General features: G+C 75.8%; 2 protein-coding genes. Both read left to right on the top strand.

Annotated features, from left to right (window positions below; all coding sequences use genetic code 11):
* Positions 1 to 50 precede the first annotated feature (50 nt).
* Positions 51 to 4,622: an amino acid adenylation domain-containing protein gene (locus ACZ4QV_RS17215; protein WP_467763107.1), complete on the top strand. Its 4,572-nt coding sequence runs from the start codon at positions 51 to 53 to the stop codon at positions 4,620 to 4,622.
* Between the two features lie 60 nt (positions 4,623 to 4,682).
* The gene (locus ACZ4QV_RS17210; RefSeq protein WP_467763073.1) at positions 4,683 to 19,682 is read left to right on the top strand and encodes a non-ribosomal peptide synthetase; all 15,000 of its coding nucleotides are present in this window, start codon (positions 4,683 to 4,685) and stop codon (positions 19,680 to 19,682) included.
* Positions 19,683 to 19,718: the final 36 nt, after the last annotated feature.

Below are 19,718 nucleotides of genomic sequence, written 5' to 3'. Positions count from 1 at the left end.
AGGGCTCGGCACTCGCCGAAGTGTGGCCGCTGTCCCCGTTGCAGGAAGGGATGCTCTTCCACGCCGGGTTCGGCGACCAGGGGCCCGACGTCTACGTCATCCAGCGCACCTTGACCATCGACGGCCCGCTGGACGCGGACCGCTGGCACGCGTCCTGGCAGGCGCTGCTCGGCCGGCACGCGGCGCTCCGCGCCAGCTTCCACCGCCGCAAGTCGGGGGAGGCGGTCCAGCTCGTCAGCCGGGAGGCGGTGCTGCCCTGGCGCGAGGCCGACCTGTCCGGCCTGCCCGAGGCCGACGCGCTCGCCGAGGTCGGACGGCTGGCCGCCGACGCGTGCGCGGAACGCTTCGACCTCGGGGTGGCGCCGCTGCTGCGGGTGCTGCTCGTACGCCTCGGCGCCGAGCGGCACTGCATGGTGCTGACGGCCCATCACATCCTGCTCGACGGCTGGTCGATGCCCATCCTCTTCGACGAGGCGACCACGGTGTACGCGGCGGGCGGCGACCCCTCGGTGCTGCGGCGCACCGTCTCCTACCGCGACTACCTGGCGTGGCTGGGCCGGCAGGACAAGGACGCCGCGCGGGCCGCGTGGCGCGCCGAACTGGCCGGGGACGGCGAGCCGACGCTCGTCGCCCCCGCGGACCCGGCGCGCACTCCCGAGCTGCCCGACCAGACCAAGGCCGACCTGCCCGCGTCCCTCACCCGCGCCCTCACCGACCTGGCCCGCCGCCACGGCCTGACCGTCAACACCGTCGTGCAGGGCGCCTGGGCGCTGCTCCTGGCCCGGCTGTCCGGGCGCGACGACGTGGTCTACGGCACGACCGTGGCGGGCCGCCCGCCGGAACTCCCCGGCGTCGAGTCGATGGTCGGTCTCTTCATCAACACGGTGCCGGTACGGGTGCGCCTGCACGCGGGGCAGCCCGTGGTGGAGATGCTCAAGGACGTACAGGCGCGCCAGTCCGCGCTGCTCCCGCACCAGCACCTGGGGCTGGCCGACATCCAGAAGCACGCCGGTCCGGAAGCGGGCTTCGACACGCTGGTGGTGTACGAGAACTACCCGCGCCCGGCTGCCGAATCGGCTCCCGGCACGCTCACCTTCACCACACTCGGCCTGCGCCAGGCCACCCACTACCCGCTGACCCTCGGCATCCTCCCCGGCGACCGGCTGGAGGTGGAGGTCTCCTACCGGCCCGACCTGGTCACCGCCGAGCCGGCCCGCGCGCTGGCCGGGCGGCTGGTGCGGGTGCTGGAGCAACTGGTGGCGGACCCGACGGTCCCGGTGGGCCGGGTCGACGTCCTGGACGCGGCCGAGCGGCGCCGGGCCGTGACGGAGTGGAACGCCACGGCGGCGGAACCGGCGGGCGCCACCGTGCCGGAGCTGTTCGCGGCGCGGGTGGCGGCCGCGCCGGATGCCGTGGCCGTGACGGACGGGCGTCAAAGTGTTCAATTCGGTGAGTTGGACACCGCGTCGGACCGCCTCGCCGCGTACCTGCGCGGCCTGGGGGCGGGCCGTGGCGACCGGGTCGCGGTGGTGCTGGAACGGTCGGCCGGGCTGCTCACGTCGCTGCTGGCGGTGTGGAAGGCGGGCGCCGCGTACGTGCCGGTGGACGCCGGGTACCCGGCGGAGCGGATCACGTTCCTGCTGGCCGACTCGGGGCCCGCGCTCGTGCTGTGCGCCGAGGCCACCCGCGCGGCGGTCCCGGCGGAACTGGCCGGGCAGACGGTCGTGCTGGACGACCCGAAGGTGCGGACGGCGGTGGCGGAAGCACCCGCCGGGGAGCCCCGACCGCCCCTGCACCCGCAGGACTTGGCGTATGTGATGTACACCTCCGGCTCCACCGGTGTGCCCAAGGGCGTCGGCGTGCCGCACGGCAGTGTGGCGGCGCTGGCCGGGGACCGCGGCTGGGCGCTCGGCCCGGACGACGCGGTACTGATGCACGCCCCGCACGCCTTCGACGCCTCCCTGTTCGAGATATGGGTGCCGCTGGTCTCCGGCGCCCGGGTGGCCGTGGCGGCGGCCGGTGCGGTGGACGCGCAGCGGGTGCGGGAGGCGGTGGCGGCGGGTGTCACGGCGGTGCACCTGACCGCCGGGTCCTTCCGGGTGGCCGCGCAGGAGGACCCGGAGTGCTTCGCCGGGCTGCGCGAGGTGCTGACCGGCGGCGACGTGGTGCCCGCCGGGGTGGTGGCGCGGGTGCGCGCGGCCTGCCCCGAGGTGTCCGTACGGCATCTGTACGGGCCCACCGAGACCACCCTGAGCGCCACCTGGCACCGGCTCCGGCCCGGCGGGCCCACCCCGGACGTGCTGCCCATCGGACGCCCGCTGGCCAACCGGCAGGCGTACGTGCTCGACGCGTTCCTCCAGCCCGTACCGCCCGGCGTGGCCGGCGAGCTGTACCTGGCCGGTACGGGCCTGGCCCGCGGCTACCTCGACCGCCCCGGCGCCACGGCTGAACGCTTCACGGCCAACCCCTTCGGACCCGGCGGGAGGATGTACCGCACGGGCGATCTCGCGCGCTGGACGCCGGACGGCGAACTGGTCTTCGCCGGGCGCGCCGACGCGCAGGTCAAGGTGCGCGGCTACCGGATCGAACCGGGCGAGATCGAGACCGTGCTCGCGGCCGCGCCGGGAGTGGCCCAGGCCGCCGTCGTCGCCCGCGAGGACCGGCCGGGTGAGCGCAGGCTGGTCGGCTACGTGGTGGCGGCCGGGGGCGGCAAGGACGGCACTGACGGCTCAGCGCCGGACGGCCAGGCACTGCGCGAGCACCTCGCCCGCGTACTGCCGGAGTACATGGTGCCCGCCGCCGTCCTCGTCCTGGACGCCCTGCCGGTCACGGCCAACGGGAAGGTGGACCGCAAGGCCCTGCCCGCGCCCGGCTTCGCCGGGAAGGCGGCGGGCCGCGCACCGCGCACGGCGGCGGAGGACATCCTGTGCGGACTCTTCGCCGAACTGCTCGGCCTGGAACGCGTCGGCGCGGAGGACGGCTTCTTCCAACTGGGCGGCGACTCCATCATGTCCATGCAGCTCGCCACCCGGGCCCGCCGCGAAGGGGTGGTCTTCAGCGCCCAGGACGTCTTCGAACAGGAGACGCCGGGCGCGCTGGCCGCCGTCGCCCGCCTCGCCGACGAGGTGCGCGCAGCCCCGGACGCGGGCGTGGGCGAGGTGGCCTGGACCCCCACGATGGCGGCGCTCGGGGAGTACGCGCTGAGCGGCGGCTTCGCGCAGTGGATGGTCGTCACCACCCCTGCGGGCCTGCGGCCGGACGCGCTCACCGGCGGGCTGGCCGCCGTACTGGACACCCACGACATGCTGCGGGCCCGCGTGGTGCGCGCGGAGGGCGGACCACGCCTGGTGGTGCCGGGGCGCGGCACGGTCGACGCCACCGCCCTGCTCACCCGTATCGACGCCACGGACGTACCGGCCGGTGCCCTGGACGGCATGGCCGACGGCGCGGCCCGGGAGGCGACCGGACGGCTGGACACCGAGGACGGCGTGCTGGTGCAGGCCGTCTGGCTGGACGCCGGGCCCGCGGAGCCCGGCCGGCTGGCGCTCGTGGTGCACCACCTGGTGACGGACGGAGTGTCCTGGCGCATCCTGCTCCCGGACCTGCAAGCCGCCTGCGAAGCGGTGGCCGGCGGGCGCGCACCGGAACTCGACCCCGTCCCCACCTCCTTCCGGCAGTGGGCGGGCGCCCTCGCGGCCCAGGCCACCGCCGAACACCGAATATCGGAACTGCCGGACTGGGCGGCCCTGTTCAAGAACGTGGCGCCCCCGCTGGGCGGACGGGCGCTCGATCCGGCCGAGGACACCCTGGCCGCCATGGTCTGGCGCACCTGGACGCTGCCGGGGCCGACGGCGGCCACCCTCGTGGGCACGGCTCCCGGAGTGTTCCACTGCGGCGTCCACGAAGTGCTGCTCGCGACGCTGGCGGGCGCGGTCGCGTACGACCGGCCGGAAGCCGCGCTCGTCGTGGACATCGAAGGACACGGACGCGAACCGGCCGGCGGGGCGGACCTGTCCCGGACGGTGGGCTGGTTCACCAGCGTCCACCCGGTACGCCTGGACGTGTCGGGCATCGACCTGGACGAGGCGCCGCGCGGCGGCCCGGCCGCCGGTGAGCTGCTCAAACGCGTCAAGGAGCAGGCGCGGGCGGTGCCCGGCGACGGCCTCGGCCATGCCCTGCTGCGCCACCTGAACCCGCTCACCGCACCGGAGTTGGACACCCTGCCGGACGCCCACATCGGGTTCAATTACCTGGGCAGGTTCGCGGGTGCGGGCCGGGCCGGAGCGCCGGGGGACGTCTGGCAGCCGGCCGGCACCTCGGTGGTCGGCAGTTCGGCCGACCCCCGCACACCCGCCCCGCACGCCCTGGAGGCGGGGGCGTACGTCCAGGACACCCCGGACGGGCCGGAACTGACCCTCACGCTCGGCCGGCCCGCCGGTCTGTGGCCGGAGGCGGCCGCCGAGCGGCTGGGCCGGCGCTGGCTGGACCTGCTGGACGGCCTGGCGGCGCACACCGCCGATCCGGCCGCGGGCGGGCACACCGCCTCCGACTTCCCCCTGCTGGACCTAGGCCAGGACGAGGTCGAGGAGTTCGAAGCCGGTTTCGCGGACGGTGCCCCGTAGTCCGTGAGCCGCCGCAGCACCCGTAGCCCGATGAACGCACGTCGTTTTGAGGAGTAAGCGATGACCCGATCTCTTGTCGAGGACGTGTGGCCGCTCTCGCCGTTGCAGGAAGGGCTGCTGTTCCACGCCGCCTTCGACGAGGAGGGCCCGGACGTCTACCAGGGCCAGCGGACGCTGGCCCTGGACGGCCCGCTGGACGCGGACCGGCTGCGCGCCTCGTGGGAGGCGCTGGTCGCCCGGCACCCGGTGCTGCGGGCGGGCTTCCGGCGGCGCAGGTCGGGCGACCCGGTGCAGGTCGTCGCGCGCGAGGTGACGCTGCCGTGGCGGGAGGCCGACGTGTCGGGCCTGGACGAGGAGGCGGCCGACGCCGAGGCCGAACGGCTGGCCGCGGGGGAACGGGCCGAGCGGTTCGACCCGGCGGTGCCGCCCCTGCTGCGCCTGCTGCTGATCCGCCTGGGCACCGACCGGCACCGACTGGTCATCACCTCCCACCACGTCCTGATGGACGGCTGGTCGATGCCGGTGCTGCTCAACGAACTGACCACGGTGTACGCGGCGGACGGTGACGCGCGCGGCCTGCCCAGGGCGGCCCGCTACCGCGACTACCTGGCCTGGCTGAACCGCCAGGACAAGGACGCCGCCCGGCAGGCGTGGCGGGCCGAACTGGCCGGCAACGACGAGCCGACCCTGGTGGCACCGGCCGACCCGGCCCGGCTGCCGGTGGTCCCCGAGAGCCTGATCAGCGAGATCCCCGAGGACCTGACGCGCGGCCTGGTGGGGCTGGCCCGCGCCCACGGGCTGACGGTGAACACCGTGGTGCAGGGCGCCTGGGCGCTGCTCCTGGCGCGGCTCGCCGGGCGCGACGACGTGGTGTTCGGCGCCACGGTGGCCGGCCGCCCCGACGCCCTGCCCGGTGTCGAGTCGATGGTGGGCCTGTTCATCAACACGCTGCCGGTCCGCGTCCGGCTGGACGGCGGTCAGCCGCTGCACCGGCTCCTCGCGGGCATCCAGGAGCGGCAGACCGCGCTCATGTCCCACCAGCACCTGGGCCTGGGGGAGATCCAGAAACTGGCCGGGCCCGGGGCGGTCTTCGACACCCTGGTGGTGTTCGAGAACTATCCGGCGGCGCCCGCCGGGGCGACCGGTCCGGACGCCTTCACCCTGCGCTTCCTCGAAGGGCGGGAGACCTCCCACTACCCCTTCACGCTGGTCGTCGTGCCGGGCGAGCGGATGCTCTGCAAGCTCGACTTCCGCCCTGACCTGTTCGACCTCCGTACCGCCGAGGCCGTGTTCGCCCGGCTGGTGCGGGTGCTGGAGCAGATGGTGGCGGACCCGTCCGCACCGGTGGGCCGGATCGGTGTCCTGGGGACGGACGAGCGGCAGCTCGTGGTGGACGGCTGGAACGCGACGGCGGCGGAGGCGCCGGGCCCGTCGGTGCCGGAGCTGTTCGCCCGGCGCGTGGCGGCGGCGCCGGACGCCGTGGCGGTCCGGGACGAGCGGCGGACGCTGACGTACGGCGGGCTGGACGCCGAGGCGGGCCGGCTGGCCGCGTACTTGGACGGTGCGGGCGTGCGGCGCGGCGACCGGGTCGCGGTGGTGCTGGAACGGTCCGCCGACCTGGTGGTGGCGCTGCTCGCGGTGTGGAAGGCCGGAGCGGCGTACGTGCCGGTGGACGCGGGGTACCCGGCGGAACGGATCGCGTTCATGCTGGCCGACGCGCGGCCCGCGGCGGTGCTGTGCACGGAGGCGACGCGCTCGGCGGTCCCGGTCGACACGGACGGCCGCCTGGCGGTGCTGGACGCGCCGGAGGTCGCCGAGTACGACGGCCCGGCCCCCGGACCGCCGCTCACGGCCGACGACACGGCGTACGTGATGTACACCTCCGGCTCGACCGGCGTACCGAAGGGTGTGTCCGTGCCGCACGGCAGCGTGGCGGCGCTGACCGGCAGCCGCGGCTGGGCGCTCGGCCCGGACGACGCGGTGCTGACGCACGCCCCGCACGCCTTCGACGTGTCGCTGTTCGAGATCTGGGCGCCGCTGGTCGCCGGTGGCCGCGTCGAGGTGGCGCGGCCGGGCGCGGTGGACGCGCAGCGGATCCGCGAGGCCGTCGCGGACGGCGTGACGGCGGTGCACGTCACGGCCGGGCTGTTCCGGGTGGTCGCGGAGGACGCCCCGGAGTGCTTCGCCGGGCTGCGCGAGGTGCTGACCGGCGGCGACGTGGTCCCGGCGGCGTCGGTCGCGCGGGTGCGCGCGGCGTGCCCCGAGGTGACCGTACGGCATCTGTACGGGCCCACCGAGGTCACGCTGTGCGCCACCTGGCACGTCCTGCCGCCCGGCGCCGACGCGGGTGCGGAACTGCCGGTGGGCCGCCCGCTGGACAACCGGCAGGTGTACGTCCTGGACGCGTTCCTCCAGCCCGTACCGCCGGACGTCGTGGGCGAGCTGTACGTCGCGGGCACCGGCCTGGCCCAGGGCTACTGGCAGCGCGCGGGGCTCAGCGCCGAACGCTTCGTGGCGTGCCCGTTCGGCGCCGGCGGGCGGATGTACCGCACCGGCGACCTGGTGCGCTGGACGGCCGAGGGCGAGCTGGTCTTCGTCGGGCGGGCGGACGCGCAGGTCAAGGTGCGCGGGTTCCGCGTCGAGCTGGGCGAGGTGGAAGCGGCGCTGGCCGCGCACCCGGCCGTCGGCCAGGCCGTGGTCGTGGCCCGTACGGACGGCCCCGGCGAGCGGCGCCTGGTGGGCTACGTGGTGCCCGACGGACAGGAGACGGACGCGGACGAGATCCGCGAGCACGTCGCCAAGGTGCTGCCGGACTACATGGTCCCGGCGGCCGTGCTGGTGCTGCCGTCGCTGCCGGTGACGGTCAACGGCAAGGTGGACCGGGTGGCGCTGCCCGCCCCCGACTTCGCCGGACGGGTGTCCGGACGGGCCCCGCGCACCCCGGCCGAAGAGCTGTTGTGCGGCCTGTTCGCCGAGGTGCTCGGCCTGGAGCGGGTGGGGGCCGACGACGGCTTCTTCGCGCTGGGCGGCGACTCGATCGGCTCGATGCAACTGGTGTCGCGGGCCCGCCGCGCCGGACTGGTCCTGACGCCGCGTCAGGTCTTCGACCTCAAGACGCCCGGGCGGCTGGCGGCGGTGGCGGCCCCCGCCGACGCGGCGGCCCGCACCGGCTCCGACACGGACGACGGCGAGATCCCGTGGACGCCCGTGATGCGGGCGCTGGGGGAACGGGCCGCCCGTCCCGGCTTCGCCCAGTGGATGGTCATGGGCGCGCCGGCCGGGCTGGGACTGGACGCGCTGACCGCCGGACTCGCCGCCGTACTGGACACCCATGCCGTGCTGCGGGCCCGGGCCGAGACCGGCGAGCGGCCCGCGCTGCACGTGCCGGGCCGCGGCGCGGTGGACGCCGCCGCGCTGGTCACCCGTACCGACGCCGCGGAAGCGCCGGACGACGCCCTGGACGGCATCGCCGAGGACGCGGCCCGCGAGGCCGCCGCCCGGCTGGATCCGGCCGCGGGCGTGATGGTCCGCGCGGTGTGGGTGGACGCCGGACCGCACCGGACCGGGCGGCTGGCCCTGGTCGCCCACCACCTGGTCGTGGACGGCGTGTCCTGGCGCATCCTCGCCCCCGACCTGCGAGCAGCCTGCGAAGCGGCGGCCGCGGGAGAGGTGCCCGAACTGGACCCCGTCGGCACGTCCTTCCGCCGGTGGGCCGAACTCCTCGCCGCCCAGGCGACCGACGCGGCCCGTACCGCCGAACTCGCCGACTGGACCGCCCTGCTCGACACCCCGGCCCCCCAGCTCGGCACCCGTACGCCCGACCCGGACACCGACACCGCGGCCACCCTGCGCCGCCGCTCCTGGACGCTGACCGGCGCGACGGCCGCGGCCGTGCTGAACCGCGCCCCGGCGGCGTTCCACTGCGGAGCGCACGACGTCCTGCTGGCCACGCTGGCCGGAGCGGTCGCCCACCGGCGGCCCGGCAACGGAACCGCGCTCCTGGTGGACGTCGAAGGGCACGGCCGGGAACCGCTCGACGGCACCGACCTGACCCGTACGGTGGGCTGGTTCACCAGCGTCCACCCGGTCCGCCTGGACCTCTCCGGCCTCGACCTGGCCCAGGCCCTGACGGGCGGGCCCGCGGCCGGGGCGCTGCTCAAGACCGTCAAGGAACAGGCGCGTGCCGTGCCCGGCGACGGGCTCGGTCACGAGCTGCTGCGCCACCTGAACCCGGAGACCGGCCCCGTGCTGGCCGCCCTCCCGGCCCCGCAGATCGGCTTCAACTACCTCGGCCGCTTCGCCGCGGGCGCGGACGGCGGCGCCGTCGGCCCGTGGCAGACGGCCGGCACCACCGCGATCGGCGGTACGGCCGCGCCGGACCTGCCCGTCCAGCACGCCCTGGAGGCGAGCGCCGTCGTCCGCGACACCCCGGACGGGCCGGCCCTGGACCTCGCGCTGAGCTGGCCCGCCGCCCTCCTCGACGAGACCGCCGTGGACGGACTCGGCCAGGCCTGGCTGGACCTCCTCGGCGGCCTGGCCGCCCACACCGACAGCCCCGGCGCGGGCGGGCACACCCCGGGCGACTTCCCGCTCCTGGACATCAGCCAGGAGACCGTGGCGGCGCTGGAGGCCGCCGTGCCGTCCCTGACGGACATCTGGCCGCTCTCTCCCCTCCAGGAAGGGCTGCTGTTCCACGCCGCCTTCGACGAGGAAGGCCCGGACGTCTACGAGACCCAGCGGCTGCTGGAACTGACCGGCCCCCTGGACGCCGCCCGGCTGCGCGCCTCCTGGCAGACACTGCTCGCCCGGCACGACGCGCTGCGGGCCGGCTTCCACCAGCGGGAGTCCGGCGACACCGTGCAGGTCGTCGCCGGGAACGTCGAACTGCCCTGGGGCGAGGCGGACGTGTCGGCGCTGCCGGAACCCGAGCAGCAGGCCGCGCTGGACCGGCTCGCCGCCAACGAGCGGGCCCGCCGCTTCGACCTCGCGGCGGCCCCGCTGCTGCGGCTGCTCCTCGTACGCCTGACGGAGCACCGGCACTTCCTCGTGGTCACCAGCCATCACATCCTGCTGGACGGCTGGTCGATGCCGATCGTCCTCGACGAACTGGGCGCGGCCTACGCCGCGGGCGGCGACGGCGCGGGCCTGAAGCGGACCGCCTCCTACCGCGACTACCTGGCCTGGCTGGACGAGCAGGACAAGGACGCCGCGCGGGCCGCCTGGCAGGCGGAACTGGCCGGAGCCGAGGAATCCACCCTGGTGGCCCGCTCCGGCCAGGGCCGGGCCCCGGCGGAGCCCGAGACCGGCGCCGCCGAACTCTCCGAGGACGGCACCCGGGCCCTGACCCGGCTGGCCCGGCAGCACGGCCTGACCGTCAACACCGTGGTGCAGGGTGCCTGGGCGATGGTGCTGGCGCGCCTGGCCGGGCGGACCGACGTGGTGTTCGGCGGCACCGTCTCCGGCCGGCCGCCGGAGCTGCCCGACGTCGAGTCGATGGTCGGCCTGTTCATCAACACCCAGCCGGTACGGGTACGGCTGGACGGCGCCGAGCCGGTCCTGCGGATGCTCACCGGCCTCCAGGAGCGCCAGTCCGCGCTCATGGCCCACCAGCACCTCGGCCTGCCGGAGGTGCAGGGCCTGGCCGGTCCCGGCGCGGTCTTCGACACCATGCTGATGTTCGAGAACTACCCGCGGACCACCGCCACCCTGTCCGCCTCCATGCGGGCGGGCGGCGAGGTGACGATCTCCCAGGCGAACCTGGTGGCGGGCACCCACTACCCGCTGGCCGTGGGCGTCGTCCCCGGCGACCGGCTGCGGATCTACGTGACGTACCGCCCGGACCTGTTCGACCGGCGCGAGGCCCGGCAACTGGGCGAGCGCGTCGTCCGCGTACTGGAACAGGTCGTGGCGGACCCGCAGGCGCCCGTCGGCCGGATCGGCGTCCTGGGCGCACCGGAGCACCACCGTGCCGTGGCGGAGTGGAACCCGGCTGCCGCCGTGGAGCCGTCCGCCGCCTCGGTGCCCGAGCTGTTCGCCCGCCAGGTGGCCCGTGCCCGCTCGGCGGTGGCCGTGGCGGACGGGGGTCGAACTGTTCACTATGGCGAGTTGGACACCGAGTCGGACCGTCTCGCCGCGTACCTGGGGGGCCTCGGTGTGGGCCGTGGCGACCGGGTCGCGGTGCTGATGGAGCGCTCGGCCCACCTGGTGGCGGTGCTGCTGGGCATCTGGAAGGCCGGTGCGGCGTACGTGCCGGTCGACGCCGGATACCCGGCGGAGCGGGTCGCGTTCATGCTGGCCGACTCGGGCCCGTCGGCCGTACTGTGCACCGGGGCCACGCGGGCGGCGGTGCCGGCCGACGTGGCCGGGCAGGTGGTCGTGCTGGACACGCCGGAGGTACGGGCGGCCGTGGCGGCGTGCCCGGCCGGTGCCCAGCAACCGCCGCTCTCCGCACACGACTTGGCGTATGTGATGTACACCTCCGGCTCCACCGGTGTGCCCAAGGGCGTCGGCGTGCCGCACGGCAGTGTGGCGGGGCTGGCGGCGGACCGCGGCTGGGCGCTCGGCCCCGACGACGCGGTGCTGCTGCACGCCCCGCACGTCTTCGACGCCTCGCTGTACGAGATCTGGGCGCCGCTGGCCACCGGCGGCCGTGTGGTGGTGGCCGCCCCCGGCACGGTCGACGCCCGGCGCGTCCGCGAGGCGGTGGCGGCGGGCGTGACGGCGGTCCACCTCACGGCGGGCCTGTTCCGCGTGGTCGCCGAGGAGTCCCCGGACTGCTTCGCGGGCCTGCGTGAGGTGCTGACCGGCGGCGACGTGGTCCCGGCCGGGTCCGTCGCCCGCGTACGGGAAGCGTGCCCCGGCGTCGTGGTCCGGCACATGTACGGGCCGACCGAGACCACCCTGTGCGCCACCTGGCGGCCGCTGCGGCCGGGTGAGCCGGTGACGGACGACGTGCTGCCCATCGGGCGCCCGCTGGACGGCCGCCGGGCGTATGTGCTCGACGCCTTCCTGCGGCCCGTACCGCCGGGAGTGGACGGCGAGCTGTACCTGGCCGGCGCCGGTCTGGCCCGCGGCTACCTCGACCGTCCCGGCGCGACCGCCGAACGGTTCGTCGCCTGCCCGTTCCCGCCCGGCACGGGGGTCCCCCCGGCCGAGGGCTGGGGGAGGATGTACCGCACGGGCGACCTGGCGCACTGGACGTACGACGGCGAACTGGTCTTCGCCGGGCGGACGGACACCCAGGTCAAGGTGCGCGGCTACCGGGTGGAGCCCGGCGAGGTGGAAGCGGCGCTGGCCGGGCACCCCGAGGTCGCCCAGGCCGTGGTGGTGGCCCGCGAGGACCGGCCCGGCGAGCGGCGCCTGATCGGATACGTCGTCCCGGACGGGACCGCCGTGGCCGCCGAGGCGGTCCGCGAGCACGTCGCCGGACTGCTGCCCGACTACCTCGTCCCGGCCGCCGTGGTGGTCCTCGACACCCTCCCGGTGACCGCGAACGGCAAGGTCGACCGGGCCGCGCTGCCCGCACCCGACTTCGCCGCGCGCGCCGCGCGGCGGGCGCCGCGCACCGGCACCGAGGAGACCCTGTGCGCGCTGTTCGCCGAGGTGCTGGGCCTGGACCGGGTCGGCGTCGAGGACAGCTTCTTCGAGCTGGGCGGCGACTCGATCATGTCGCTGCAACTGGTGTCCCGGGCCCGGCGCGCCGGGGTGGTCGTCACGCCCTGGCAGGTGTTCGAGGAGAAGACCCCGGAACGGCTGGCCGAGGTGGCCGAGACGGCCGGGGACGACACCGCGGCCGCGCCGGAACCGGCCGACGCCGGATCGGGCGAGGTCGCCTGGACCCCGGTCGTACGGGCCCTCGGCGTACCGGCCGCGACGCGCGGCGAGTTCGCTCAGTGGGCCGTCGTGGGCGCCCCCGCCGGGCTCGGCCAGGAGGTGCTGGCCGCCGGGCTGGCCGCCGTACTGGACACCCACGCCATGCTGCGTGCCAAGGTGACCGGCGGCCCCGAACCGGCGCTGCACGTCGCCCCGCGCGGCGCGGTGGACGCCGCCGCGCTGGTCAGCCGCGTCGACGCCACGCACGTGCCGGACGACGGCCTGGACGGGGCGGCGGACCGCGCCGCGCGGGAGGCGGTACGGCGCCTGGCGCCCGCCGACGGCGTCCTGGTGCAGGCGGTGTGGCTGGACGCCGGTCCCGCGCGGACCGGCCGGCTGGTGCTCGCCGTCCACCACCTGGTCGTCGACGGCGTCTCCTGGCGCATCCTCGTCCCGGACCTGCAAGCCGCCTGCGAAGCCGTCGCGGCGGACCGCGAGCCGGACCTCGACCCGGTCGGCACGACCTTCGCACAGTGGTCGGCCCTGCTCGCCGAACAGGCGGCGGACCCCGCACGCACCGCCGAACTGGAGCACTGGACCGCCCTCCTGGACGGCCCCGACCCGCTGGTGGGCGAGCGCGCACTCGACCCGGAGCGGGACACCGCGGCCACCGTCCGCCGCCTCACCTGGACCGTGCCCGCCACCGCGGCCGCCGTCCTCGCGGCCCGGACACCGGCCGCCTTCCACTGCGGCGTCCACGACGTGCTGCTGGCCACGCTGGCCGCCGCCGTGACCCGGCGGCAGCAGGAGCGCGGCCAGGACACCGGCGCCGGAGTCCTGGTGGACGTCGAAGGACACGGGCGCGAGCCGGTCGCGGGAGCCGACCTCTCCCGTACGGTCGGCTGGTTCACCAGCACGCACCCGCTGCGGCTGCGCCTGACCGGCCTCGACCTGGCCCAGGCCCTGACGGGCGGGCCCGCGGCCGGAGCGCTGCTCAAGACCGTCAAGGAACAGGCGCGTGCCGTGCCCGGTGACGGGCTCGGTCACGAGCTGCTGCGCCACCTGAACCCGGAGACCGGCCCCGTGCTGGCCGCCCTCCCGGCCCCGCAGATCGCGTTCAACTACCTCGGCCGGTTCACCGCCGGGGCCGCGCCGGAGACGACCGCGCCCTGGCAGATGGCAGGCGAGGCGGCGCTCGGCGGTTCGGTGGACGAGACCATGCCCGCGCGGCACGCCCTGGAAGCGGGCGCGGTGGTCCAGGACGGCCCCGGCGGGCCCGCTCTGACCCTGACCCTCAGCTGGCCCGGCGGGCTGCTGGACGAGGACGCCGTACGGCGGCTCGGACAGGACTGGCTCACGGCGCTCGGCGGCCTGGCCGCGCACACCGACGGGCCCGGCGCGGGCGGGCACACCCCCTCCGACTTCCCCCTCCTGGAGCTCACCCAGGACACCGTGGCGGAACTGGAGACCGCCGTGCCGTCCCTGGCCGACATCTGGCCGCTGTCGCCCCTCCAGGAAGGGCTGCTGTTCCACGCCGCGTTCGACGAGGACGGCCCCGACATCTACGAGGGCCAGCGGATGATGGAGCTGACCGGCCCGCTCGACGTCGCCCGGCTGCGCGCCACATGGGAGACGCTGCTGGTACGCCACCCGTCCCTGCGGGCCAGCTTCCATCCGCGCGCGTCGGGCGAGACCGCGCAGGTCATCGCCCGGGACGTGCCGCTGCCGTGGCGCGAGGCCGACCTGTCGGACGTGCCCGCCGATGCCGTACCGGCCGCGCTCCAGGAACTGGCCGACGGCGACCGCGAGCACCGGCTGGACCTGACGGTCGCGCCGCTGCTGCGGCTGCTGCTGGTCCGGCTCGGCGAGCGGCGGCACATGCTGGTGCTGACCAGCCACCACATCGTCAAGGACGGCTGGTCGCTGCCGGTGCTCATCAACGAGATGGCCGCGGTGTACGCGGCGGGCGGCCACGACCGCACGCTGCCGCCGGCCACCTCCTACCGCGAGTACCTGTCCTGGCTGGACCGCCAGGACAAGGCGGCCGCCCGGGCCGCGTGGCGGGCGGAACTGGCCGGGGTGGACGAGCCGACCAGCGTGGTCCCGGCCGAACTGGTCCGGGAGCCCGCCGTGCCGGAACGCATCCGCTTCGAGCTGACCGACGACCTCACCCGGCGGCTGACGGAGCTGACCCGCGGCCTCGGCCTGACCACGAACACCGTGCTGCAGGGCATGTGGGCCCTGCTGCTGGCCCGGCTGACCGGCCGCACCGACGTGGTCTTCGGGACCACCGTGGCCGGCCGCCCGCCGGAGCTGCCGGGCGTCGAGTCGATGATCGGCCTGTTCATCAACACCCTGCCGGTCCGCGTGCACCTGGACGGCGCGCAGCCGGTCGTCGACATGCTCACCGACCTCCAGCGCCGCCGTACCGCGCTCATGGCCCACCAGCACGTCGGACTGCCGGAGATCCAGCACCTCGCCGGGCCCGGCGCGACCTTCGACACGCTCGTGGTCTACGAGAACTATCCGCAGCCGCCCGAGCCGCCCGAGCCGCCCGCCGACCCGGACTCCCTCGCCGTACGCCCGGCCGGGATCCCCGAGGACCGGGGCCACTACCCCCTCACCTGGATCGTGGCCCCCGGGGAGCGCGCCCAGGGCGACTTCATCTACCGCCCGGACGTCTTCCCGCGCGCCCGCGCCGAGCGGATGCAGGCCGCACTGGTCCGGGCCCTGGAACAGGTGGTCGCCGACCCTACGACGCCCGTGGGCCGCGTCCGGCTGCTGGGCGCGGACGAACGCGAGCTGGTCGAGACACGGTGGAACCGCACCGCGGTGTCGGCCCCGGCCGCCACCCTGCCGGACCTGTTCGCCCGCCGAGCCGCCGCGTCCCCGGACGCGACGGCCCTGGTCTCGGACGACCGCACGCTGACCTACGGCGAACTGGCGCAGGAGACCGGTCGCCTGGCCCGCTACCTGACCGGGCTAGGCGTCGGGCCGGAGCAGCGCGTCGCGGTCGCCGTGCAGCGGTCGGCGGCCATGGTGACCGCCGTACTGGCCGTGGCGGCGGCGGGCGGCGCGTTCGTACCGGTGGACCCGGCACACCCGGCGGAGCGCGTGGCGTACGTCCTCGCCGACGCCGGTCCGCCGGTGGTGCTGTGCACCACGCGGACCCGGCACGTCGTACCGGACGGGTACGCCGGACGCGTCGTCATCCTGGACGACCCGGCGGTGGCGGCCGAGACCGCGGCCCTGCCGGGCGGCCCCCTGGCCGACGCCGAGCGGACCGCGCCGCTGCGCCCGGCCCACGCGGCGTACGTCACCTACACGTCCGGCTCCACCGGACGGCCCAAGGGCGTCGTCGTCCCGCACGCGGGCGTGGGGAACCTGGCCCGCGCCCAGATCGAACGGTTCGCGGTGACACCGGAGTCCCGGGTCCTGCAGATGGCGTCGCTGAGCTTCGACGCCGCGGTCTCCGAACTGTGCATGGCCCTGCTGTCCGGCGCGGCCTCGGTCGTCCCCGGCGCGGAAGGGCTGCCGCCCCACGTGGCGCTGGGCGCCGCGCTGCGCCGCTGGGACATCACCCACGCCACGGTCCCGCCGAGCGTGCTGGCGGTGGCCGAGGAACTGCCCGCGACGCTGGAGACGCTGACCGTGGCGGGCGAGGCCTGCCCGCCGGGCCTGCCCGCCCGCTGGGCCGGGACACGGCGCATGGTCAACGCGTACGGGCCGACCGAGACGACGGTGTGCGCGGCGATGAGCGCCCCGCTGACACCGGACGCCGACGTGGTGCCGATCGGCCGGCCGATCATCAATTCCCGTACGTACGTGCTGGACGCCTTCCTCCAGCCGGTCCCGCCGGACGTCGCCGGCGAGCTGTACGTCACCGGCGTCAACCTCGCCCGCGGCTACCTCGACCGGCCGGGCCTGACCGGGGAACGCTTCGTGGCCTGCCCGTTCGCGCCGGGCGAGCGGATGTACCGCACCGGTGACGTGGCGCGCTGGACGCCGGACGGCGACCTGGTCTTCGTCGGCCGCGCCGATGCCCAGGTCAAGGTGCGCGGGTACCGCGTCGAGCCGGGCGAGGTCGAGGCCGCGCTGGCCACCCACCCGGCCGTGGCCCAGGCCGTCGTGGTGGCCCGCGAGGACCGGCCCGGCGAACGCCGCCTGGTCGGCTACGTGGTCGCGGACACGGCCACCGGCGACCGCGACGAGCGGCTCGAACAGGAACACGTCGGCGAGTGGCAGGACCTGTACGACACGCTGCACGCCAACCCGGAGTCCGATGTCCTCGGCGAGAACTTCGCCGGCTGGAACAGCAGTTACGACGGACAGCCCATCCCGCTGGAGCAGATGCGCGAATGGCGGGCACGCACCGTCGAACGCATCCGCGCCCTGCGCCCCCGCCGGGTGCTGGAGCTCGGCGTCGGCACCGGCCTGCTCCTGTCCCAGCTCGCTCCCGACTGCGAGACGTACTGGGGCACCGACTTCTCCGCCTCCGCGATCGAGGAATTGCGGCGGCACGTGAACGCCGACAAGGAGCTGGCCGAACGGGTCGAGCTGCGCACCCAGGCAGCGCACGAGGCCGAGGGCCTGCCCGCCGGGTACTTCGACACGATCGTGCTCAACTCGGTCGCGCAGTACTTCCCCAACGCCGGATACCTCCAGGAGGTCGTCGAACTGGCCCTACGGCTGCTGGCACCGGGCGGCGCGCTGTTCGTCGGCGACGTGCGCAACGTCCGTCTCCTGCGGGCCCTGGCCACCGCCGTGCACGCGGGCCGCGCGGCGCACGACGGCGACCCGGCCGCACTGCGGCGGGCCGTGGAGCGCAGCGTCGTCCTGGAGAAGGAACTCCTGGTCGACCCGGAGTTCTTCACCGCGCTGCGGGACCGGCTGCCGGACGCCGCCGGAGTGGACATCCAGCTCAAGCGCGGACACCACCACAACGAGCTGACCCGCTACCGCTACGACGTGACGCTGCACAAGCGGGGAGCCGCCGTGCTCTCCCTCGACGGCGCGCCCGAGCGGGACTGGGACGGGCAGCACGGTGGCCTCACCGCGCTGCGGCGCCACCTGGACGCCGAACGCCCGGACCGGCTGCGCGTCACCGGCGTGCCCAACACCCGCGTCGCGCACGAGGCCGCGCTCGCCCGTACCGTGCAGGACGGCGGAGACCCGGCACAGCCGGCCTCCGGCGGCGCCACGGGGCACTGGCGCCCGGATGTCGAAACCCCCGACGTCGAGGCGTTCCACGAGCTGGGGGAGAGCCTGGGCTACTGGGTGGGCGCCACCTGGTCCACCGGCACACCGGAGACACTGGGCCTCGCGTTCGTCCGCACCGAACTGGCCGACGGCCGCGCGCCGGTGGACACCTACGTCCCCGCCGCGGGCCCGGCGGACCCGGCGGCCCCGCTGACGGCGTGGACCAACGCGCCCGCCGCGGGCCGCGACACCGGAGCGCTGCTGGCCGCCCTGCGCGAACACGTCGCCGAGCGGCTGCCCGAGTACATGGTCCCCGCGGCCCTGGTGCCGCTGGACCGGCTGCCGCTGACCCCGAACGGCAAGACCGACCGCGCGGCGCTGCCCGCGCCGGACTTCGCCGGCCAGGTCTCCGGACGCGCCCCGCGTACCCCGGTGGAAGAGACCCTGTGCACATTGTTCGCCGAGGTTCTCGGGCTCGAACGGGTGGGCATCGACGACAACTTCTTCCACGTGGGCGGCGACTCCGTCATGTCGATGCAACTGGCCTCCCGGGCCCGCCGCGCCGGACTGACCCTGACACCGCGTCAGGTCTTCGAGCAGCCGACCCCCGAACGCCTCGCCGAGGCCGTGGAATCGGACCGGGCGGCGGACCGCGCGCGGGCGGCCGGAAACGTGGGCACCGGAGAGATCGCACCGACCCCCGCCATGCGGGAACTGGGCGCAGTCGCCTTCGGCCGGGGCCTCGCCGAGTGGATCGTCGTGACCGCGCCGGCCGGCCTGCGGACGCACACCCTGACCGCCGGCCTCGCCGCCGTACTGGACACGCACGACATGCTGCGGGCCCGCGTCCTGCCGGACGGTGACGGGCGGCCGGTGCTGGTGGCCGGTGAACGCGGCACGGTGGACGCCGACTCGGCCGTCCTCCGTATCGACGGCACCCGCATCCCCGACGACGACCTGGACGCCGTGGCGGACCGGGCAGGGCGCGAGGCGGCGGAACAACTGGACCCCGCCACCGGCCCCGCGCTCCGCGCCGTCTGGCTCGACGCCGGAACCGGACGGACCGGCCGGCTGGCCCTCGCGGCCCACCACCTCGTCGTGGACGAGCCGTCCTGGCGCGTCCTGGTCACCGACCTCGCGGCGGCCTGCGCCGCCGCGGCGGCCGACGCCGTACCGGAACTCGCACCCGTCGGTACGTCCTTCCGGCGGTGGGCCGCGGACCTGGACGCGCCGCGGACCGAGGACGGCGGGCCCACCGGGCAGCCGCCGGAACCGCACGCCGCCGCCTCCGTACAGCACCGGTCGTGGACCGTACCGCGCGACATCGCCGCCACTTTGCTGCACCGGACCCTGCCCCTCTACCACTGCGGGACCGACGAGGTGCTGCTCGCGGCCCTGGTGGGCGCGATCGCCCGCCAGGGGGACGGCGAACCCGTCCTGGTGGCCGTCGAGGCGGACGGCAGGCGGTCGGCGCCGGACGCGGACGACGGGGAACTGGCCCGTACGGTCGGCCGGTTCACCCGCACCCGCTCCGTACGGCTGGACCTGTCCGGCGCGGATTTGGACGGGGCTTGGGCAGGCGGACCGGCGGCCGGTACGTTGTTGAAGGCCGTCAAGGAACACCTGCGTGCCGACCCCGGGCCCGGCGCGGTCCCGGACGCCCTGCCGGAACCCCGCCTCTCCTTCACCCACCGGGACCGGACCCGCACCGGGCCCGGGGACACGCCCTGGCAGCCGGCCGGACCCGCGGCCGCCGGCGGCACCACCCGGCCGGGCCCGGCCGCCCCGTACGACCTGGAGGCGAGCACCGTCCTCCGGGGCACCCCGGACGAGCCGGAACTGACCCTCACGCTCGCCCGGACCGCCCACACCGCGGACGCGACGGCCGAGCGCGTCGGCCAGGCCTGGCTGGACCTGCTGGCCGCCCTGGCCGCGCACACCACCGATCCCACGGCGGGCGGTCACACCCCCTCCGACTTCGGCCTGATCGATCTCGCCCAGCAGCAGATCGACGAGCTGGAAGCCGGATTCACCGACGACAAGCGCTAGCTACCGAGGACGACGAGGCGTTGTGAGGAGAAAGCG

The sequence above is a fragment of the Streptomyces sp. NPDC026394 genome (assembly GCF_055567735.1).
The sequence above is the reverse complement of the archived record's forward strand: the minus strand, read 5'-3'. Positions and strand labels throughout refer to the sequence as shown.